The sequence below is a fragment of the Streptomyces sp. NPDC088194 genome (genome assembly GCF_040702025.1).
Taxonomy (GTDB): Bacteria; Actinomycetota; Actinomycetes; order Streptomycetales; family Streptomycetaceae; genus Actinacidiphila.
The window spans coordinates 40,951-59,739 of sequence record NZ_JBFBIV010000031.1; the positions used below are offsets into that span (position 1 = coordinate 40,951).

The following is an 18,789-nucleotide window of genomic DNA, read 5'->3' on the forward strand; positions in this document are numbered from 1 at the left end:
GCCGGTTTCTAGTGCAGCGATCGGCCGTTGCGGCGGGCGTAGGCGACCGGGGTGACGCCGAGGTGGCGCTTGAAGTGGCGGTTGAGGTGGGCCTGGTCGTAGAAGCCGACGGCCGAGGCGACCGCGACCGGCCGCTCGCCGGCGAGGAGCAGCCGCCGGGCGCGGTCGATCCGCAGCCCGGTGAGGTACGTGTGCGGCGGCAGGCCGTAGGTGCGGGAGAAGCTGCGGATCAGGTGGGTGGGGTGGGCGTGCAGGAGCGTGGTGGCCTCGTCGAGGGTGAGGCCGTCGGCGATCCGGGCGTCGAGGAGTTCCCGCAGCCGTGCGGCGAGCCGGTCCCCCTCGCGGCCCGGGGGCCGTACCCGGTGGGCGTCGAGGTGGACCAGCAGCCGCTCCCGGACGAAGGCGAGCCGTGACTGCGCTTCGAGCGCGTCGTCCTGGTCGCGCAGGGTCCCGTGCAGCCGGTGCACCCTGGCGCGCAGCGCCGGGTCGCCGAGGATCGGGCCGGCCACGGCTTTTCCGGCCAGCCGGGCGGGCAGCACATCCGTGCTCAGGTACAGCACGCGCTTGCGGAAGCCCGCCGGGTTGACCGTCCGGCCGTCGTGCGGGACGCCGGGCGGAAGGAGCACGACCCGGCTGGCGTCCGTCGCGCCGTGGCGAGTGCGGTCCAGCGCGAAGTCGACGACGCCGTCGTCCAGCAGCATCAGGTCCCACGTGGTGTGGGTGTGCACGGGGTAGGCGTGGTCCGTGAAGTGCGCGTGCAGCACCTCCGTGATGCCCGGCACACCCGGGCGCCACGCGTCCACCTGATGGATCTCGGGGCCGTCCACGGCACCCCCTCTCCGCCACACGGGTCAGGAACGTACAAGACCCCCACCGGCCGGTTCGGCCACCCTCAGCCCATGACCGACCCCACCAACCCTGCCACGTCCGGGCCCGCAGCCGTGAACCTCGCGGCCAAGCTCGCTACGTTCGACGAGCTGTGGGCGCAGCGGACCGTCGCCGACGTCAACGACTACGAGGTGAAGCTCGCGAAGCTGCACGGCGAGTTCGTCTGGCATCGCCACGACGACACCGATGAGCTGTTTCTCGTGGTCAGCGGCCGTCTGACCATCCAGTTGCGCGACGGCGACGTGGTCCTCGGGCCCGGCGAGCTGTTCGTCGTGCCCAAGGGCGCGGAGCACTGTCCCCGCGCCGACGAGGAGACCGCCGTCCTCCTCCTCGAACCCGCGGGCACCTCCAACACGGGCAGCGCCCCCGGCCCCCGCACGAAGCTCCCCCTCCGGCTCTGACCCTCCCCCCGCCCTGCCCCGGCTCCCGGTCGAGGGACCCCCGCCGGTGGGTTTCAAGGGCCGCCGACGCCGAGCTCCTGACCGTCCCCGAGGTCACGGCACGCCTGAAGATCAGCCGTTCCACCGTCTACGACCTCATCCGCACCCACAGCTCGCCTCCATCACCATCGGCCGCGCCCGCCGCATCCCCACCCACGCCCTGTACACCCTCGTCCACACCAACTCGAACAGGCAGCCTGATGACTGCCCCCGACACCAAACCCACCCCCAGCACCAGTTCTCGCAGGGCCCGCGCCAACGGCACCGTCCATCAGCGCAAGGACGGCTGGGAAGCCGCCGGCTACGTGCTGGCCGTCGGCGACACCCGCAAGCGTGTCCGCGCTACGGCACCACCCGCAAAGACGCCCTGGCCAAGCTCACCGAGAAGAGCGCCGCCAGCAACCGCGGCCTCCCCGCGCCCTCCGCGCAGGGCAGCCTGGCCGCGTACCTGACGTACTGGCTCGACGCTGCCGCCGTCCACCAGCTCCGCGAGAACACCCACACCCGCTACACCGCCGTCGTCCGGCTGTACGTCCTCCCCGGCCTGGGCAAGAAGAAGCTCGCCAAGCTCACCGCCAAGGACGTCCGCACCTAGCTCGACCAACTCCGCACCACCTGCCAGTGCTGCACACGCGGCTTCGACGCCGCCCGCGACCAGCCCCAGTGCTGCGCTGCCGGGAAGTGCTGCTCCAAGCGGCTCTCCCCGCTGACCCTGGCCTACGTGCACTCGGTGCTCAAGTCCGCCCTGGAGCACGCCGTCCGCGAGGAAGAGATCCCCCGCAACGTCGCCAGGAACGTCCGCATGGGCACCCCCCGACCTCGCCGCTTCGAACCCCTCACCGCCGAGGACGCGCTTGCGTCCCATATCAGCCGGAACCGAGGAGGGTGCCTTCGCTACTCACGCGGGCGGCCCTCCTCAAGGAACTGCCGATAAACGAGGTGCAATAGCGCCGCGTATGCGTGCTGGGACCGAGCGGCCGCCTGCTCGCCACCCGTTGCCACGCTACCGAGCCGATCGATTCGGTGCATGAGCGCTTGCAGCATTTCAAGGACGGCAACTGGCGCCGGCTTGAAGATCCCGCGCTCTACATAGCGGATTACCGTAGTCACGTACTCGTCGGCCTCGGCCAAATCGCTGCGCGTCAGGGCCAGGCCCTCACCTGGCCCGCCCGAAGGGAACGGAAGGTGGCGCCACAGGGTATAGGAGTCCGTAAAGCCCAGCATCACCTATTCCTCACTCCTAGTGCGCATCCGAATACCAGAAGGAAACAACTTTTCCATCTGGCCCAATAATCCCGCCCATCGCGCTGCCCACGCCATGCCTGCACTCCCTCGAACAGCACCGCGACCAGCAGCGCCAGGAACGCGAAGCGGCAGGCACCGGCTGGCGGGACACCGGCTACGTCTTCACCCGGCCCAACGGAGCCCCCATCGAAGGGGCAGCCACGCTCACCCGACACTTCACCGCCCTGCCGGAATCCAGACCCTGTACGTCAACGGAGTCGCCTCCGACACCGCGCCCAGCAACCCCACTCCCGTCTACGCCCCGGCGGGCCACCTCAGCATCGGCTCCAACCTCGTCATCAACAGCGCCGCCCCCTACAACCAGTGGCCCGGCTCCATCGCCGACGTCTCCGAGCAGGCCCGCGTTGCAGCGCGGGTCGGGGGGACCCGCCCGTGCTCAGCCGCAGAGGTGCTGGGTGCGCAGGCCCGCAACGTCAAACAACTGCCTCCCCAAGTCCGCCCAGCCCGGTGCGACGAAGGCGATGCGGGCGATCTACAGCGCCGAGTACCGCGGACACGCCGAGAAAGGCGATCGAGGCGTTCGCGGTGACCCGACCCAGGACGGACCACCCCGGGGGGTCGGGTCACCGGGGAGGCGCCTCCGAGAGGATGACCTGCTGGAGCACCCGCGCGGCCCGCGGCGGAGCCACATCGCTGCGGTGCGCGAGCGCGACGGTGCGCCGTAGGCCGGGGCGGGCCAGCGGCGTGACGCGCAGGCCGTCGCCGGCCCGGGCGGCCACCATGGAGGGCACCACCCCGATCCCGAGCCCGGCCCGTACGAACCCCAGCACCGCGTCCATCTCGCCGCCCTCGACCGTGAAGGTCGGCTCGAAACCGGCGGCGCGGCACGCGCCGAGCGTCAGGTCCCGCAAGTCGTACCCGTGCCGGAACATCACCATCGGCTGCCCGCGCAGATCCTCGATCCGCAGCGGCGTGGGCGGCGGGTCCGCGCCGACCGCGGAGACGGCGACCAGGTCCTCCTGGAACAGCTCGACCGTGGTGAGCGCGGGGGAGGGGCTGGGCAGCGGCAGCACCACCAGCGCGAGGTCGAGCGCCCCGCGGGCCAGCTCGCGGACCAGGTCGTGGGAGCCGCCCTCCTCCAGCAGCAGCCGGATTCCGGGGTGCCGGTCGTGGAAGGCGCGCAGCACGACCGGCAGCAGCCCCGTGCACAGGCTGGGCGTGGCGCCCAGCCGCACCCGGCCGCTGCGCAACTGCGCCAGCTCCAGCACCTCGTGCCGCGCGGTGTCCGCGTCGGCGAGGATGCGCACCGCCAGCGGCAGCAGCGCCTCCCCGGCGTCGGTGAGCGCGATGTTGCCGCGCGCCCGGCTGAACAGCGGCGCCCCCAGCTCCTTCTCCAGCGCCCTGATCTGCTGGGACAACGACGGCTGCGAGACGTGCACGGCCTCCGCGGCGCGGGTGAAGTGCCGCGTCTCCGCGACCGCCACGAAGTACGCGAGCTGCTGGAACTGCATGCCCTCAGCGTACGCCTTCATAGGCGTTCGCTATGGAAACGAGCCGGATCATGTCTTGGACCACTCATCGGTCGGCGCCCTACCGTCGTGTCCATGGCATTGGCAACGCGGACATACCGGCGGCCGCCCACGCTGAAAACGGCCTGGGACTCCACCGTCGGCAAGAAAGCGGTCATGGCGGTGAGCGGGCTGGTCATGCTGCTCTACCTGGTCGCCCACATGCTCGGCAACCTCAAGATCTTCTTCGGCGCCGACGACTACAACGGGTACGCGCACTGGCTGCGCACCCTCGGCGAGCCCGCGCTGCACTACGAGTGGGCGCTGTGGATCATCCGGGTCGTCCTCGTCGTCGCGGTCGTCGCGCACGGCGTGACCGCCTTCCAGCTCAGCCGCCGCGACCTGCGGGCCCGTCCGGTCGGCTACGCCCACCGCAAGGCCCGCTCCAGCTACGCCACCCGCACCATGCGCTGGGGCGGAGTGATCCTCGCGCTGTTCATCGTCTGGCACCTGCTGGACCTGACCACGCTCACCGTCAACCGCAACGCCCAACCCGGGCACCCGTACCAGAACGTCGAGGCGACCTTCCACACCTGGTACGGCGACGTCATCTACATCGTGGCGATGCTCGCGCTCGGCCTGCACATCCAGCACGGCTTCTGGAGCGCCGCGCAGACGCTCGGCGCGGGCAACCGCCGCCGTGACCGTGCGCTGAAGGCCACCGCCACCGGCCTCGCGGTCCTGCTGACGGCCGGCTTCATCGCCGTACCGGTCGGCGTCATGACCGGAACCGTCCACTGAGGGAGCCGAGTTGACCGACTACACCCGCTACGGCACCGGCGCGCCCATCGCCGACAGCAAGGCCCCCGACGGGCCGATCGAGGACCGCTGGGACACCCGCCGCTTCACCGCGAAGCTGGTCAACCCCGCCAACCGCCGCAAGCACACCGTGATCGTGGTCGGCACCGGGCTGGCCGGCGGCTCCGCGGGCGCCACCCTCGCCGAACAGGGCTACCACGTCGTGCAGTTCTGCTACCAGGACTCCCCGCGCCGGGCCCACTCCATCGCCGCGCAGGGCGGCATCAACGCCGCGAAGAACTACCGCAACGACGGCGACTCCATCCACCGGCTCTTCTACGACACCGTCAAGGGCGGCGACTTCCGCGCCCGCGAGTCCAACGTGCGGCGGCTGGCGCAGATCTCGGTGGAGATCATCGACCAGTGCGTCGCGCAGGGCGTGCCGTTCGCCCGCGAGTACGGCGGCCTGCTCGACACCCGCTCCTTCGGCGGCGTCCAGGTCTCCCGCACCTTCTACGCCCGCGGCCAGACCGGCCAGCAACTCCTGCTCGGCGCCTACCAGGCGCTGTCCCGGCAGATCGCGGCCGGCAACGTGGAGATCCATCCGCGCACCGAGATGCTGGACCTGGTCGTCGTGGACGGGCGGGCCCGCGGCATCGTCGCCCGCGACCTGGTCACCGGCGAGGTCAGCACCCACCTCGCCGACGCCGTCGTGCTCGCCTCCGGCGGCTACGGCAACGTCTTCTACCTGTCGACCAACGCGATGAACTCCAACGCCACCGCGATCTGGCGGGCCCACCGCCGCGGCGCGTACTTCGCCAACCCGTGCTTCACCCAGATCCACCCCACCTGCATCCCGCGCACCGGCGACCACCAGTCGAAGCTGACGCTGATGAGCGAGTCGCTGCGCAACGACGGCCGGATCTGGGTGCCGAAGGCCCAGGGCGACACCCGCCCGCCCGCCGCGATCCCCGAGGCCGAACGCGACTACTACCTGGAGCGGATCTACCCCTCGTTCGGCAACCTCGTGCCGCGCGACATCGCCTCCCGCGCCGCGAAGAACGTCTGCGACGAGGGCCGCGGCGTCGGCCCCGGCGGCCAGGGCGTCTACCTCGACTTCGCCGACGCCATCGCCCGGCTGGGCCGGCGCGCCGTGGAGGAGAAGTACGGCAACCTCTTCGAGATGTACGAGCGGATCACCGCGGAGAACCCGTACGAGGTGCCGATGCGGATCTACCCGGCCGTGCACTACACGATGGGCGGGCTGTGGGTGGACTACGACCTTCAGACCACCGTGCCCGGGCTGTTCGCGATCGGCGAGGCCAACTTCTCCGACCACGGCGCGAACCGGCTCGGCGCGTCCGCGCTCATGCAGGGCCTGGCCGACGGCTACTTCGTGCTGCCCGCCACCCTCAACGACTACCTCGCCCGGCACCCGGCCGCCGACCCGGTCGACGCCGAACACCCCGCCGTGGTCGAGGCGATGGCCGGCACCAAGGAGCGGCTGCACCGGCTGGTGAGCGTCGACGGCGACCGCACCGCCGACTCCTTCCACCGCGAACTCGGCGAGCTGATGTGGGAGTTCTGCGGGATGTCCCGCACCGAGCAGGGCCTGCGCAAGGCCCTGGAGCGCATCCCGCAGATCCGCGAGGAGTTCTGGCGTCGGATCAAGGTGCCCGGCACCGAGGCGGAGTTCAACCAGTCCCTGGAGCGCGCCAACCGCGTGGTGGACTACCTCGAACTCGCCGAACTCATGTGCCTGGACGCCCTGCACCGCGCCGAGTCCTGCGGCGGCCACTTCCGCGAGGAGTCGCAGACCCCCGACGGCGAGGCCGCCCGCCGCGACGACGAGTTCAGCTACGCCGCCGGCTGGGAGTACACCGGCACCGGAGCGCCGCCCCTGCTGCACCGCGAAGAGCTCGTCTTCACCGAAGTCCACCCCACCCAGCGGAGCTACGCATGAGGCTCACCCTGCGCATCTGGCGGCAGAAGAACGCCGACGCCCCCGGTGCCATGACCGCCTACGAGGTCGACGGCGTCTCGCCCGACATGTCCTTCCTCGAAGTCCTCGACACCCTCAACGAACGCCTCACCCTCGACGGCGAGGACCCGGTCGCCTTCGACCACGACTGCCGCGAGGGCATCTGCGGCGCGTGCGGCGTCGTCATCAACGGCGACGCGCACGGCCCCGAGCGCACCACCAGCTGCCAGCTGCACATGCGGTCCTTCCGCGACGGCGACACCATCGACGTCGAACCCTGGCGCGCGGCCGCCTTCCCGGTCGTCCGCGACCTCGTGGTGGACCGCTCCGCCTTCGACCGGATCATCTCCGCCGGCGGCTACGTCTCGGTGCCCACCGGCGCCGCGCCCGAGGCGCACGCCACGCCCGTGCCCAAGCCCGACGCCGACCGGGCCTTCGAGCACGCCGAGTGCATCGGCTGCGGCGCCTGCGTCGCGGCCTGCCCCAACGGCTCCGCGATGCTCTTCACCTCCGCGAAGGTCAACCACCTCGCCGCGCTCCCGCAGGGCGGACCGGAGCGCGAGAGCCGCGTGCTGGACATGGTCGGGCAGATGGACGCCGAGGGCTTCGGCGGCTGCACGCTCACCGGCGAGTGCGCCACCGCCTGCCCCAAGGGCATCCCGCTGCTGTCGATCACCTCGATGAACAAGGAGTGGCTGCGCGCCAACCGCCGTGCGGCGCGCAGCCGTTGACCCCTGCCGCCAGTGGCTGACCCCGGCTGCCGGCGGCTGACCCCGGCGGTCAGCCGCTGACGCTCGGCAGCCCGGTCTCCAGGTGGCCGCTGAACCGCTGCGACCAGCTCGGGTCGCTGCTGACCGTCACCGTCATGTCGTACCAGCCGTTGAAGTAGGCCACCGCGTTGAAGTAGTCGGCCACATGCCCGCCGGCCGGGACCTGGTACGTCCAGGGGCCGTCGGTGCGGTAGTTGCCGCTGGTGATGGTGAACGTGACCGGTGCGGAGCCGTTGTTGGCGAGGTCGAACCAGAGCGCGAGCTTGCCGGTGCTGCTGGTGACGGCGTAGGAGGACGTGACTGCGACGTCCTTGCCCGGCGCGGTGGTGTCGCCCTGGAAGCGGCGCAGGAAGCGGTTGGGGCCGACCACGCTGAGGTCGTACTTCCCGTCGCCGTAGCCGGGGCCGCAGTTGAAGAAGTCGCTGGTGGCGCTGCCCGCGGCGACGGTGTACTGCCAGGGGCCGCCACCGCGGTGGGCGTTGGCGTAGGCGGCGAAGTGCACCGTGCGGGTCGAGCGGGCGTCGGTGTTGTCCATCGCCAGCCAGACCTGGGTCACGCCGCCGGCGTCGAACTCGATGTGGTCGAGGTTGGCGCCCGGCTGGTACGGCAGCGCGCGGGCCGGTCGGGTGCCGGACTCCTGCGCGGGCAGCGCGTTGGTCACCGGCGCCGGGTTGGGCAGCGGCGCGCAGGTGGACTCGCCGATCACGGCCGAGGTGTCGGGCAGCGAGGGCAGCCCGGGCACCGGGTGGGCGAAGTCGAACGCCGAGGTGAGGTCACCGCAGACCGCGCGGCGCCAGGCGCTGATGTTCGGGCATGTGGCGGGGGTGCCCAGGGCCGCGGTCCAGGTCTCCAGGAAGCGCAGCACCGAGGTGTGGTCGAAGACCTCGGAGTCGACCCAACCGCCCCTGCTCCAGGGGGATATCGCGATCATCGGCACCCGGACGCCGAGCCCGACGGGGGTGCCGGTCCAGAACTCGCCGGCGGTGCCGTCCACCGGGACCGGCGGCGGCACGTGGTCGAAGAAGCCGTCGTTCTCGTCGTAGTTGAGGAAGAGGATCGAGGAGTTGTAGACGGCCGGGTCGGCGCCCAGCGCGTCGATGACCATGTGCACGAAGTGCGCGCCGTCGGCCGGTGTCGCGTACGGGTGCTCGGAGGAGCCCTCGTCGGCCACCACCCAGGAGACCTGGGGGAGGGTGCCCGCCAGGACGTCGGCCTTGATCGCGGCGGCGATGTCGTCCGGGGTCTTCCCGGTCACCTTGGGCACCGAGCCCATGCCCCGGTCGTGCAGCGGGGTGCCGGCGGCCGCGGAGGTGAACTGCGTGAAGTAGGCGAGGGCGTTGTCGGTGAAGTTGTCCGCCGCGTTCTGGTAGACCTTCCAGCTCACCCCGGCGTCCTGGAGCGCCTCGGCGTAGGTCTGCCAGCGCAGTCCCGACTCCGAGCCGCCGTCGTAGGCGGGGCCGCCGCTCCGGCCGTCCGGGTCGATCTGGCCGCTCCAGTGGAAGGTGCGGTTGGGGCCGGTGGCGCTGAGCGTGGAGCTGAAGTAGGCGTCGCAGACGGTGTAGTTGTCGGCGAGCGCGTAGTGGAAGGGGATGTCGTCGCGGTTGAGGTAGCCGAGGGTGCGGACGTTGCCCTTGGCGGCGACCCAGCCGTCCATCCGGCCGCCGTTCCACGCCGCGTGCTGGTCCGCCCAGCCGTGCGCGAGGTCGCCGCTGCACTGCGCCAGCCGCTCGGGGTCGGCGCCGCCGGCCGGCTCGGTGGCGCTGAACTGCCACGGGTACTGCCGGCCGGCGCCGTTGGGCTGGTTGAAGACGCTGTAGCCGCCCGCGACCTGGATCGCGCTGCGGTCGGCGAAGCCGCGGACGCCCTTCAGCGTGCCGAAGTAGTGGTCGAAGGAGCGGTTCTCCTGCATGAGGATCACGATGTGCTTGGCGTCGGTCAGCGTTCCGGTGGCCGCCGGTGCCGCGGCCGGCGCGTCGCCGGGGGCGGCCGCGGCGGTGGCGTCCGCCGCGCCGCCGACGGTCGCCGCCGCGGCCGCTGCCGCCGACAGGGCCATGAACTTCCTGCGACTGACGTCATTCATGTGATCCGCCGTTCCGTTGGGATGTGGGGTGCCTGGGACAGGGTGCATCACGTGGGACGGCGCCGAACAGGGTGCGTCGAACACGATGTCGGACCGCGGGCGCCCGACCGCGTGCGCCCGATGGCGTGCGTCGGGCCGCCGGCGCCTGGCCGCCGGCGCCGGACCCGCGTGCCCCGGCCGCTACTGCGGTGTCACATAGGCCCCCGAGATCCCGCCGTCGACCAGGAAGGTGGACGCCGTGATGAACGACGAGTCGTCGCTCGCCAGGAACGCCACCGAGGCCGCCACTTCCTCCGGTTCGGCGAACCGGCCGAGCGGGATGTGCACCAGGCGGCGGGCGGCCCGCTCCGGGTCCTTGGCGAACAGCTCCCGCAGCAGCGGGGTGTTGACCGGCCCGGGGCACAGCGCGTTGACCCGGATGCCCTCGCGGGCGAACTGCACCCCCAGCTCCCGGCTCATCGACAGCACGGCGCCCTTGGACGCGGAGTACGAGATCTGCGAGGTCGCCGCGCCCATCACCGCCACGAACGACGCCGTGTTGATGACCGAGCCCTTGCCCTGCCGCTGCATGTGCGGGATGGCGTACTTGCAGCACAGGTAGACGCTGGTCAGGTTCACCTCCTGCACCCGGCGCCAGGCTTCCAGGCCGGTGGTGAGGATGGAGTCGTCCTCCGGCGGCGAGATCCCCGCGTTGTTGAACGCGATGTCGAGCCGCCCGTACGTGGCGACCGCCGTCTCGTACATCCCGCGTACCGCGTCCTCGTCGGTGACGTCGGCCCGGACGAACAGGCCGCCGACCTCCTGCGCGGCGGCGGCGCCGGTGTCCGCGTCCACGTCGACGCAGACCACCTTGGCCCCCTCGGCGGCCATCCGGCGGGCGCTGGCCAGCCCGATGCCGCTGCCGGCTCCGGTGATCACGGCGACGCGGCCGTCCAGGCGTGGTGCGAGCGTCATGGGTTCATTCCTCCGTGGCGATGAAGACGTTCTTGGTCTCGGTGAAGGCGTCGAGTGCGTCCGGGCCCAGCTCGCGGCCGAGGCCGGACTGCTTGAACCCGCCGAACGGGGTCGAATAGCGCACCGAGGAGTGCGAGTTGACCGACAGGTTGCCCGCGTCGACGGCGCGCGCCACCCGGATCGCCCGCCCCACGTCGCGGGTCCAGATCGAACCCGACAGGCCGTAGGACGTGTCGTTGGCGATGCGTACGGCGTCCTCCTCGTCGGTGAACGGGACCACGGTCACCACCGGCCCGAAGATCTCCTCGGTGAACGCGCGGTCGTCGGGCCGCACCGGGGCCAGCACGGTCGGCGGGAACCAGAAGCCCGGGCCGTCCGGGGCGCTGCCGCGGAAGGCGACCGGGGCGTCCTCGGGCACGTAGGCGGCGACCGCGGCGCGCCGGGCGGCCGAGATCAACGGCCCCATCTCGGTGGCCGGATCGGCCGGGTCACCGACCCGCACCGCCCGCACCGCGGGCTCCAGCCGTGCCATGAAGTCGTCGAACACCGAGCGCTGGACGAGAATCCGCGAACGCGCGCAGCAGTCCTGCCCGGCGTTGTCGAAGACGGCGGACGGCGCGGTCGCGGCGGCCTTCGCCAGGTCCGCGTCCGCGAAGACGATGTTGGCGCTCTTCCCGCCCAACTCCAGCGTCACCGGCTTCACCTGGGCCGCGCAGCCCGCCATGATCTCCTTGCCGACCCGGGTGGAGCCGGTGAAGACGACCTTGCGGACGTCCGGGTGGGTGACGAAGCGCCGCCCCACGACGTCGCCCCGGCCGGGCAGCACCTCCAGCACGCCCGGCGGCAGGCCCGCCTCCAGCGCCAACCTGCCCAGCCGCAGGGCGGTCAGCGGGGTCAGCTCGGCCGGCTTGAGCACCACGGTGTTGCCGGCCGCCAGCGCGGGGGCCAGCGCCCACCCGGCGATCGGCATCGGGAAGTTCCACGGCACGATGACGCCGACCACGCCGAGCGGCTCGTGGAAGGTGACGTCCAGGCCGCCGGCCACCGGGATCTGGCGACCGGAGTGCCGTTCGGGCGCGGCGGCGTAGTACTCGATGACGTCGCGGACGTTGGCCGCCTCCCACTGCGCGTTGCCCAGCGTGTGGCCGGAGTTGGCGACCTCCAGCTCCGCCAGGTGCGCGCGGTCGGCGTCCACGGCGGCGGCGAACGCCCGCAGCAGCCGGGCCCGGTCGGCCGGTGCCACCCGGCGCCAGGTCGCGAACGCGGCGCGGCTGCGGGCGATCACCGCGTCCGTCCCGGCCAGGTCGGCCATCGGCACGGTGCTGAGGATCTCCTCGGTGGCCGGGTTCACCACCGGCCACGGCTCGGCGGCCACGTCCGGTGCGGTGGTGTCCGGTGCGGTGGTGTCCGCCGCGGCGGTGTCTGGTCGGGGCATCAGCTGTCCACCCTGTCCTGGGAGCGGTCGATACGGTGAGCGGTGCGGGTGCGGCTCCGGGTGCGGCGAGCCGTGCGGGTCCGGGGCCGGCGCCCGGAGCCGGCGGGACGACCGGCCGGGCCGTACGCCCGTGCGGCCGGCGTCATGGCGCGCTTCCCCGGGCTCCCCGGACCGCCGCCACGAACGCGGTGAACAGGCGCGGGTCGGCCGCGTCCGCCTCCGGGTGCCACTGGACGCCGACGGCGAACCCGCCGCCGGGCCGTTCGAGCGCCTCCACGGTCTCGTCCTCGCTCCAGGCCGCGGGCAGCAGCCCCGCACCGAGGGCGCCGACCGCCTGGTGGTGGTAGCAGGACACCTCGGAAGTGGCGCCGAGGACGCCGTGCAGGAAGCTGCCCGGCCGGGTGCGTACCGTCCGCCGTCCGAACGTCGCCGGGGCCGGCTGGTGCGCGCTGTCGCCGACCCGGTCCGGCAGGTGCTGGACCAGCGCGCCGCCGAGCGCGACGTTGAGCACCTGCATCCCGCGGCACACCGCGAGCACCGGCAGGTCCCGGTCGAGCGCGCCGGCCAGCAGGCCGAACTCCCAGGCGTCGCGGGCCTCGTGCGGTGCGCCCGTGCGCGGATGCGGCGCCGCGCCGTACCGCGCCGGGTCCACGTCGGGCCCGCCCGCGAGCAGCAGCCCGTCGAGCCGGTCGAGCACGTCGCCGGCGCCGTCGGCCTGCGGCGGCAGCACGACCGCGGTGCCGCCCGCGCGGGTGACGGACTCGACGTAGGTGTGCGGGACGAGGGCGGCGGGCTGCCGCCAGACGCCCCAGGCGGCGTCGTCCAGGTAGCCGGTGATGCCGATCAGCGGGCGGCGGGGGCGGCGGGTCACAGCCGCTCGAATCCGCGGCGCCGCTCCCAGTCGGTCACCGCCCGGTCGAAGGCGGCCAGTTCGGTACGGCCGGCGTGTACGTAGTGGTCGACGACGTCCGGGCCGAAGGCCGACACGGCGCGGTCGCTGCGCTCGAAGGCGTCGACCGCGTCGCGCAGGGTGGCCGGGACCCGCGGGGCCGCGGAGGCGTACGCGTTGCCGGTGAACTCCGGTTCCAGCGGCAGCTCGTGCTCGACGCCGTACAGCCCGGCCGCGACGAGCGCGGCCACCGCCAGATACGGGTTGACGTCCCCGCCCGGCACCCGGTTCTCGAACCGCAGCGACGGCCCGTGGCCGACCACCCGCAGCGCGCAGGTGCGGTTGTCGCGGCCCCAGGCGATCGCGGTGGGCGCGAAACTGCCCTCGACGTAGCGTTTGTAGGAGTTGACGTTCGGCGCGAGCAGCAGGGCGAAGTCGGCCAGGCAGGCGAGCTGACCGGCCAGGAAGTGCTCCATCACCGTGGAGAAGCCGTGCGGGCGCTCGCCCGCCAGCACCGGGCGGCCCTCGTCGTCGCGCAGGCTCAGGTGGATGTGGCAGGAGTTGCCCTCCCGCTCGTCGTACTTGGCCATGAAGGTGAGGCTCACGCCGTCCTGCGCGGCGATCTCCTTCGCGCCGGTCTTGTACACCGCGTGGTCGTCGCAAGTGGCCAGCGCCGGGCCGTACTTGAAGGCGATCTCGTGCTGCCCGGGGTTGCACTCGCCCTTCGCCGACTCCACGGTCAGGCCCGCGCCGGCCATCCCGTTGCGGATACGGCGCAGCAGCGGCTCGATCCGGGAGGTGCCGAGGATGGAGTAGTCGACGTTGTACTGGTTGACCGGGGTCAGCCGGTGGTAGTCGCTCTCCCACGCCTGCTCGTAGGTGTCGCGGAAGGCGATGAACTCCAGTTCCGTGCCCGCGTAGGCGTGCCAGCCGTGCTCGGCGAGGCGGTCGAGCTGGCGGCGCAGCACCTGCCGGGGCGAGACGCCGACCGCGGTGCCGTCGTGGTGGGTGACGTCGCACTGGACCATGGCGGTCGCCGGGTGCCAGGGCACCATCCGCAGGGTGTCGAGGTCCGGCGCGAGCACGAGGTCGCCGTAGCCGCCCTCCCAGGAGGAGAGGGCGTAGCCGTCGACGGTGTTCATGTCGACGTCGACGGCCAGCAGGTAGCCGCAGCCGTCCGCCGCGTTCGGCACCACGTCGGACAGGAAGAAGTCGGCGGCGACGCGCTTGCCCTGGAGGCGGCCCTGCATGTCGGTCATCGCCAGCACGACGGTGTCGACGGCGCCGGCCGCGACGCGCTCGCGCAGATCGTCGAAGGTGAGGCGGACGCTGCTCAACTTTTCTCCACATCGCTCGCGACGAGGTCGGACTCCTGGAGGCTGCTCTGCACCCGGGGGCCGGTGAACCAGCGCCGGGCCGAGACCAGCCACCACACCCCCGCGAAGCCCAGCACGACGGCCACCGCGACCGGGGTGTAGTTGAAGCTGAGGGCGGTGATCGGGCTGACGGTGGGAAGCATGAACAGCACGGTGATCAGTGCCGTCCAGCCCACCGCCACGGTACCGATCGGACGGCTCCAGCGCCCCAGATGCCACGGCCCGCGCACGAACGTGTCGCCCTGCCGCAGCCGCAGGTACACCGGGATGACGTAGGCGATGTAGAGGCCGATCACCGAGACCGAGGTGACCGCGGCGTAGGCGGTGGAGTTCCACAGCGCCGGCAGGCCGAGCAGGAACGCGCCGCCCGCGGCCAGCCACACGGCGCTGGTCGGGGTCTGGGTGCGCGGGTTGATCCGGTGCCACAGCCGCGACCCGGGCAGCGCGCCGTCCCGCGAGAACGCGTAGATCATCCGGGAGTTGGCGGTGACCGAGGCCATCCCGCAGAAGAACTGGGCGCCGATCACGATCAGCAGCAGGAGTTTGGCGCCGGTGTGCCCGATGGCGTCGATGAAGATCTGGGCCGGCGGCACCCCGCTGCCGCTGGTCCGCTCGCCGTCGTAGTTCTGGATGGCGAAGGTGAGGCCGAGCAGCAGGACCCAGCCGGCCACCAGCGAGACCACGATCGCGTTGACGATGCCGCGCGGGCCGGAGCGGGCGGCGTCGTGGGTCTCCTCGGTCATGTGCGCGGAGGCGTCGTAGCCGGTGAGGGTGTACTGCGCCAGCAGCAGGCCGAGCATCGCGACGTAGAACGGGCTGTGGAAGCCGGTGTCGTTGACGAACTTGCCGAAGACGAAGGACGCGGAGGAGTGGTGGTCGGGCACGAACACCAGCACGCCGACGATGATCAGCACGCCGAGCAGGTGCCACCAGACGCTGACGTCGTTGAAGAGCGCGACCAGCCGCACGCCCAGGGTGTTGAGCAGGCCGTGCGCCACGAGGATCACCGCGAAGATCTCCACGGTGTGGGCGGGCGTGGCCGACAGGCCGAACTGGAGGTCCAGCAGGGCGTTGAGGAAGGTGGCGGCGCCGTAGTCGATGCCCGCGGTGACCGCGACCTGGCCGAGGAAGTTGAACCAGCCGGTGAACCAGCTCCACGCCGGTGCCCGGGAGGGGGCCAGCTTCGCCGCCCAGTAGTACAGGCCGCCGGCGGTCGGGTAGCTGGAGCAGATCTCGGCCATGGACAGGCCCACGCACAGGGTCATCAGCCCGACGACCGGCCAGCCCCAGGTGATGAGCGCGGGGCCGCCGGTGTTCATGCCGAAGCCGTAGAGGGTCAGGCAGCCGGAGAGGATCGAGACGATGGAGAAGGAGACGGCGAAGTTGGAGAAGCCCGACATGGAGCGGGCCAGCTCCTGGACGTAGCCGAGTTCGCGCAGCCGCTGCTCGTCGGAGGAGGGGGCCGCGCCGCGGGGCGCGGGGACGGCGGCGTCAGAGGGAGTGTCGGAGGGCGCGGGGACGGCGGCGTCAGAGGGAGTGTCGGAGGGCGCGGGGACGGCGGCGTCAGAGGGTGTGGGGGAGGGTTCGGTGTCGTCTGGTGGGCGGGGGACAGACATGGGCACCTTCTGGGGAGGTTGGCGTGGTCGGAGCACCGCGGGTGCGGCCGGGGCATCTCCCGAGCTGGTCAATGGAATGAAGCTGGTCCATTAGGTGGGAGACCGTCTCACTCCGCCAGGTACGCCGTCAAGAGCCTTGTCCGCGCCGGGTGTTGAACGGCCGGAACGCCTTTCAGCCGAGGAAGCCGCGCAGCAGCGACGCGGTGGCGGCCAGGTGCTCCTCGGCTGCCCGGCGGGCCGTGGCCGGGTCGCCGCCGAGTATCGCCGCCACGATCCGGGCGTGCTGGGCCTGGGAGTGCTCGATGTTCCGCTCCAGCAGCGGGATCGCGTTGAGCAGGTCGTTGAGCCGCATCCGGGTGTCGGCGATGCTCGCGGCCAGCGAGCGTGAACCGCTCAGCTCGGCGATCGCCAGGTGGAAGCGCGAGTCCATCTGCCGGTAGTCGACCGGGTCGCAACTGTGCGTGTCCCGCAGCCGGTTGTCCAGGTGGCGGCGCTCCTCGGGGCGCAGCGTGCGGCTGGCGGCGAGTTCGGCCGCGCCGATCTCCAGCGCCTGGCGGTAGGCGAGGGTGTCCTCCAGCTCGTCCGGCGCGCGCTCGGCCATCCGCCCCGGCCCCGGGCCGTCCTGGCCGCCGGCCCGGTGCAGGACGAAGGTCCCGCCGGTACGGCCGCGCCGCGACTCCACGTAACCGGCCTGCTCCAGCGAGCCCAGCGCCTCGCGCAGGGTCACCCGGCTGACGTTGAAGCGCTCCGCCAACTCCCTTTGCGGCGGCAGCCGTTCGCCGTGCGCGACCACTCCCAGCTTGATCACCTGGAGCAGCCGCTCGACGGTCTCCTCGAACGCGTTGCCGGCCCGTACGGGCCGGAAGAACGCGGCACCGCTCAGCGTGCCGGCACCGGCCGGCTCGGGCATCTCGCTCATGCGTCCCATTCTCCGCCCATCCGCCGCCCACGTGCCGCACCCCGGAACCGCCCGCCGTCGGCCGGACCGGCGCCCGCCGCACCCCGAAGCTGCCCGCCGCCGCCCCGGCCCCGGGTCCGCGGGTACCGCGACCGTAATGGATCTATTACGGGCCATTGACGGCGGCTGGTGGCGCCGGGCCGGAAAAGCGGGGGAGTGCGGCCGGGCCGGATGCCATGATCTCCGCGTGGCGATACCCGACATCCTGGCCGGCATGGCGACGACGGGCCGGTGGGGACCGGTGCAAGTCGGCGCCGGCTGGGACGAGGTGACCGCGGCCTTCGGCGAGCCGTGGGACGCCGGCGCGAGGGGCGAGCCGGGGAAGTGGCCGCGCCTGTACGCGTACGGCGACCTCGAACTGACCGTCTGCCGCTGCCGAAGAGTCGGGTCGCCGATCTGCGTCCAGACCTGGCGCGACGTGATCGAACTGCCCTCCGCCGTCCCCGGAAGGTCGCAGGCGTTCCCGGCTCACCTCACCCACCGGGACGTGGTGGACGCCCTCGACCGGGCCGGCTGCCCCTGGGAGCCGTGCGCCGGCCTCACCTTCGGCAGCCAGTGCGCGCTCACCGCCACGCCCAGCGGCGCGACCTTCACCTTCGAGATCCCCGACGACGGGGAGCCGGTGCTGAACGTCATGGGGCTGACCGGCGCCCGGCACGACTGCCCGCCGAGGGCCGGCGCGCCGTCCGGTTGACCCGGGCGGACCGGCCGCGTCCGCCGGTCAGGTGCGGAAGTCGGCCAGCACGGCAGCGAATTGACGCTCCGTCAAGTGCGGCCCTGGCAGGTCTGCTTCGGTCCGCGACCGCAGACCGTCCAGGAGCAGGGCGAGCGGGCGGCGCCAGGCACCGGGCTCGACGGAGGCCAGCGCGGGGACGACGCGGCCCAGCGCCAGCAGGCCCAGCAGCAGGTCCTCCGTGGTGGCGTCCGGGCGGACGGTGCCGTCGGCCCGGGCCCGGCCCAGCAGCGCCGCCAGCGTCTCGCGGTTGTGCGCGTGCAGCGCGTCGAGCGACGGCACACCGGAAAGCCCGGTCGTCATCAGGTCGTTGGCGCCGCGATCGGCGGCCAGCATGGCGAAGACCGCGTCGAGGTAGCCGCACAGCCCGGCCCAGGCGTCCTCGGCGGTCCTGGCCCGCTCGCCCTGCTCCCGGATGCGCCCCAGCGCCTCGCGGAAGACCTCCTCCACCAGCGCGCCCCGGTCGGGGAAGTGCCGGTAGAGGGTGGCGTTGCCGACCCCGGCCCGCCGTGCGATCACGTCGATCGGCGCCTCCACGCCGTGCTCGGCGTAGACCGCGTGCGCGGCCGCCAGCAGCAGTTCCCGGTTGCGCGCGGCATCCCGCCGCCGCGGCGCCGCTTCGGCCTGCGGCGATCCGTGCGGGCGGGTGCGGTCCATACCGGCACCGTACCCGAGGCGATCCGGGCGGGCGGGGGCCGGCCGCGGCGAGGGTCCGGCGCCGTGGCGGCCCTGTGCCGTGGCGGCCGTGTGCTGTGGCGGCCCGATGCGGAGGGCGGCCCGATGTCGGCGCGGCCGGGGCGCGGTCCGTTCGGAGGAGCCCGCGACCTGCCCGTACGCTGCGCCGCCCGCGGTCGAACCGCCCGGCCCCGCGCCCCTCCCGTCCACCTCGGTTGCGGGCACGGCGTCCACCACTGCCCGGGTGCGCCGCCGTCCCGCGCGGAGGCGGCGATCGCACCGCGCGTCCTCTTCGAGCAACACCCGCGCCTCGCCCTCGACGTGGACCCGGCCGCTGTGGCCTGGCGCACCGGCGCCCTGCTCAGGGGGCTGGCCTCGCTGCCGGTCCTGCTGGGCTGACCCGCGCCCGAAGTGGGCCTGGCGGGGCGGGCGTTGCCACCGCT

General features: G+C 72.7%; 17 protein-coding genes and 1 pseudogene. 7 read left to right on the forward strand and 11 right to left on the reverse strand.

All coding sequences use genetic code 11. The annotated features are described in order from the left end of the window. Positions 1-8: 8 nt before the first annotated feature. Positions 9-827: an AraC family transcriptional regulator gene (locus tag AB0399_RS19025; protein ID WP_366412095.1), complete on the reverse strand. Its 819-nt coding sequence runs from the start codon at positions 825-827 to the stop codon at positions 9-11. Between the two features lie 72 nt (positions 828-899). Here AB0399_RS19025 and AB0399_RS19030 point away from each other — a divergent pair, with 72 nt between their 5' ends. Beyond that, positions 900-1,289 carry a cupin domain-containing protein gene (locus AB0399_RS19030; protein ID WP_366412096.1) on the forward strand — a complete coding sequence of 130 codons (390 nt, stop codon included), beginning with the start codon at positions 900-902 and terminating at the stop codon, positions 1,287-1,289. Positions 1,290-1,528: 239 nt separating this feature from the next. Continuing rightward, a pseudogene (locus AB0399_RS19035) lies at positions 1,529-2,181 on the forward strand (site-specific integrase); the annotation flags it as partial. 41 nt (positions 2,182-2,222) lie between these two features. Here AB0399_RS19035 and AB0399_RS19040 read toward each other — a convergent pair. Beyond that, on the reverse strand, positions 2,223-2,555 hold the full coding sequence (locus AB0399_RS19040) for a hypothetical protein (protein WP_366412129.1): 333 nt from the start codon (positions 2,553-2,555) through the stop codon (positions 2,223-2,225). A 641-nt stretch (positions 2,556-3,196) separates the two neighbouring features. Next, complete coding sequence (locus tag AB0399_RS19045; RefSeq protein ID WP_329371986.1) at positions 3,197-4,084, reverse strand: LysR substrate-binding domain-containing protein; 888 nt, start codon at positions 4,082-4,084, stop codon at positions 3,197-3,199. A 93-nt stretch (positions 4,085-4,177) separates the two neighbouring features. On the opposite strand from AB0399_RS19045, the gene AB0399_RS19050 reads away from it, so the two are divergent. The 3 genes from AB0399_RS19050 to AB0399_RS19060 are packed head-to-tail and all read left to right on the forward strand — an operon-like array spanning position 4,178 to position 7,591. Then, positions 4,178-4,882: a succinate dehydrogenase cytochrome b subunit gene (locus AB0399_RS19050; protein ID WP_366412097.1), complete on the forward strand. Its 705-nt coding sequence runs from the start codon at positions 4,178-4,180 to the stop codon at positions 4,880-4,882. 10 nt (positions 4,883-4,892) lie between these two features. After that, complete coding sequence (locus AB0399_RS19055; RefSeq protein WP_329371989.1) at positions 4,893-6,842, forward strand: fumarate reductase/succinate dehydrogenase flavoprotein subunit; 1,950 nt, start codon at positions 4,893-4,895, stop codon at positions 6,840-6,842. After that, a complete protein-coding gene (locus tag AB0399_RS19060; RefSeq protein WP_328461081.1) occupies positions 6,839-7,591 on the forward strand; it encodes a succinate dehydrogenase/fumarate reductase iron-sulfur subunit in 753 nt (250 codons plus the stop codon). The genes AB0399_RS19055 and AB0399_RS19060 overlap by 4 nt, the downstream gene beginning before the upstream one ends. A gap of 49 nt (positions 7,592-7,640) precedes the next feature. Here the strand turns inward: AB0399_RS19060 and AB0399_RS19065 are convergent, their stop codons facing one another. The 7 genes from AB0399_RS19065 to AB0399_RS19095 all read right to left on the reverse strand — a co-directional run bounded on the left by AB0399_RS19065 (position 7,641) and on the right by AB0399_RS19095 (position 16,899). Then, on the reverse strand, positions 7,641-9,710 hold the full coding sequence (locus tag AB0399_RS19065) for a phosphocholine-specific phospholipase C (protein ID WP_366412098.1): 2,070 nt from the start codon (positions 9,708-9,710) through the stop codon (positions 7,641-7,643). A gap of 180 nt (positions 9,711-9,890) precedes the next feature. Then, positions 9,891-10,664, reverse strand: a complete 774-nt coding sequence (locus AB0399_RS19070) for a 3-oxoacyl-ACP reductase (RefSeq protein WP_329371995.1) — start codon at positions 10,662-10,664, stop codon at positions 9,891-9,893. A gap of 4 nt (positions 10,665-10,668) precedes the next feature. Continuing rightward, positions 10,669-12,099 (reverse strand): aldehyde dehydrogenase family protein, encoded by a 1,431-nt coding sequence (locus tag AB0399_RS19075; RefSeq protein ID WP_366412099.1) that lies wholly within the window; start codon positions 12,097-12,099, stop codon positions 10,669-10,671. A gap of 142 nt (positions 12,100-12,241) precedes the next feature. Next, positions 12,242-12,970: a gamma-glutamyl-gamma-aminobutyrate hydrolase family protein gene (locus tag AB0399_RS19080; RefSeq protein WP_366412100.1), complete on the reverse strand. Its 729-nt coding sequence runs from the start codon at positions 12,968-12,970 to the stop codon at positions 12,242-12,244. Continuing rightward, positions 12,967-14,325, reverse strand: coding sequence for a glutamine synthetase family protein (locus AB0399_RS19085; protein WP_366412101.1), 1,359 nt, complete (start codon positions 14,323-14,325; stop codon positions 12,967-12,969). Before AB0399_RS19085 ends, AB0399_RS19080 begins: the two co-directional genes overlap by 4 nt. Beyond that, positions 14,322-15,764: an amino acid permease gene (locus AB0399_RS19090; protein ID WP_366412124.1), complete on the reverse strand. Its 1,443-nt coding sequence runs from the start codon at positions 15,762-15,764 to the stop codon at positions 14,322-14,324. Before AB0399_RS19090 ends, AB0399_RS19085 begins: the two co-directional genes overlap by 4 nt. A gap of 388 nt (positions 15,765-16,152) precedes the next feature. Next, positions 16,153-16,899, reverse strand: a complete 747-nt coding sequence (locus AB0399_RS19095; protein ID WP_329372005.1) for an FCD domain-containing protein — start codon at positions 16,897-16,899, stop codon at positions 16,153-16,155. Positions 16,900-17,125: 226 nt separating this feature from the next. Between AB0399_RS19095 and AB0399_RS19100 the strand changes: the two genes are divergently transcribed. Continuing rightward, positions 17,126-17,632 carry a hypothetical protein gene (locus tag AB0399_RS19100; RefSeq protein ID WP_366412102.1) on the forward strand — a complete coding sequence of 169 codons (507 nt, stop codon included), beginning with the start codon at positions 17,126-17,128 and terminating at the stop codon, positions 17,630-17,632. A 27-nt stretch (positions 17,633-17,659) separates the two neighbouring features. Here the strand turns inward: AB0399_RS19100 and AB0399_RS19105 are convergent, their stop codons facing one another. Continuing rightward, entirely contained in the window at positions 17,660-18,328 is a 669-nt protein-coding gene (locus tag AB0399_RS19105) for a helix-turn-helix domain-containing protein (RefSeq protein ID WP_366412103.1), read from the reverse strand. A gap of 123 nt (positions 18,329-18,451) precedes the next feature. On the opposite strand from AB0399_RS19105, the gene AB0399_RS19110 reads away from it, so the two are divergent. Then, positions 18,452-18,745 (forward strand): hypothetical protein, encoded by a 294-nt coding sequence (locus AB0399_RS19110; protein WP_329372012.1) that lies wholly within the window; start codon positions 18,452-18,454, stop codon positions 18,743-18,745. The last annotated feature ends 44 nt before the right edge of the window (positions 18,746-18,789 follow it).

Coding starts and splice junctions, on each gene's coding strand:
- AB0399_RS19030 (WP_366412096.1), top strand. CDS start 900: ATGACCGACCCCACCAACCCTGCCACGTCCGGGCCCGCAGCCGTGAAC.
- AB0399_RS19045 (WP_329371986.1), bottom strand. CDS start 4,084: ATGCAGTTCCAGCAGCTCGCGTACTTCGTGGCGGTCGCGGAGACGCGG.
- AB0399_RS19050 (WP_366412097.1), top strand. CDS start 4,178: ATGGCATTGGCAACGCGGACATACCGGCGGCCGCCCACGCTGAAAACG.
- AB0399_RS19060 (WP_328461081.1), top strand. CDS start 6,839: ATGAGGCTCACCCTGCGCATCTGGCGGCAGAAGAACGCCGACGCCCCC.
- AB0399_RS19065 (WP_366412098.1), bottom strand. CDS start 9,710: ATGAATGACGTCAGTCGCAGGAAGTTCATGGCCCTGTCGGCGGCAGCG.
- AB0399_RS19070 (WP_329371995.1), bottom strand. CDS start 10,664: ATGACGCTCGCACCACGCCTGGACGGCCGCGTCGCCGTGATCACCGGA.
- AB0399_RS19075 (WP_366412099.1), bottom strand. CDS start 12,099: ATGCCCCGACCAGACACCGCCGCGGCGGACACCACCGCACCGGACACC.
- AB0399_RS19090 (WP_366412124.1), bottom strand. CDS start 15,764: ATGTCGGGCTTCTCCAACTTCGCCGTCTCCTTCTCCATCGTCTCGATC.
- AB0399_RS19095 (WP_329372005.1), bottom strand. CDS start 16,899: ATGAGCGAGATGCCCGAGCCGGCCGGTGCCGGCACGCTGAGCGGTGCC.
- AB0399_RS19105 (WP_366412103.1), bottom strand. CDS start 18,328: ATGGACCGCACCCGCCCGCACGGATCGCCGCAGGCCGAAGCGGCGCCG.
- AB0399_RS19110 (WP_329372012.1), top strand. CDS start 18,452: ATGTCGGCGCGGCCGGGGCGCGGTCCGTTCGGAGGAGCCCGCGACCTG.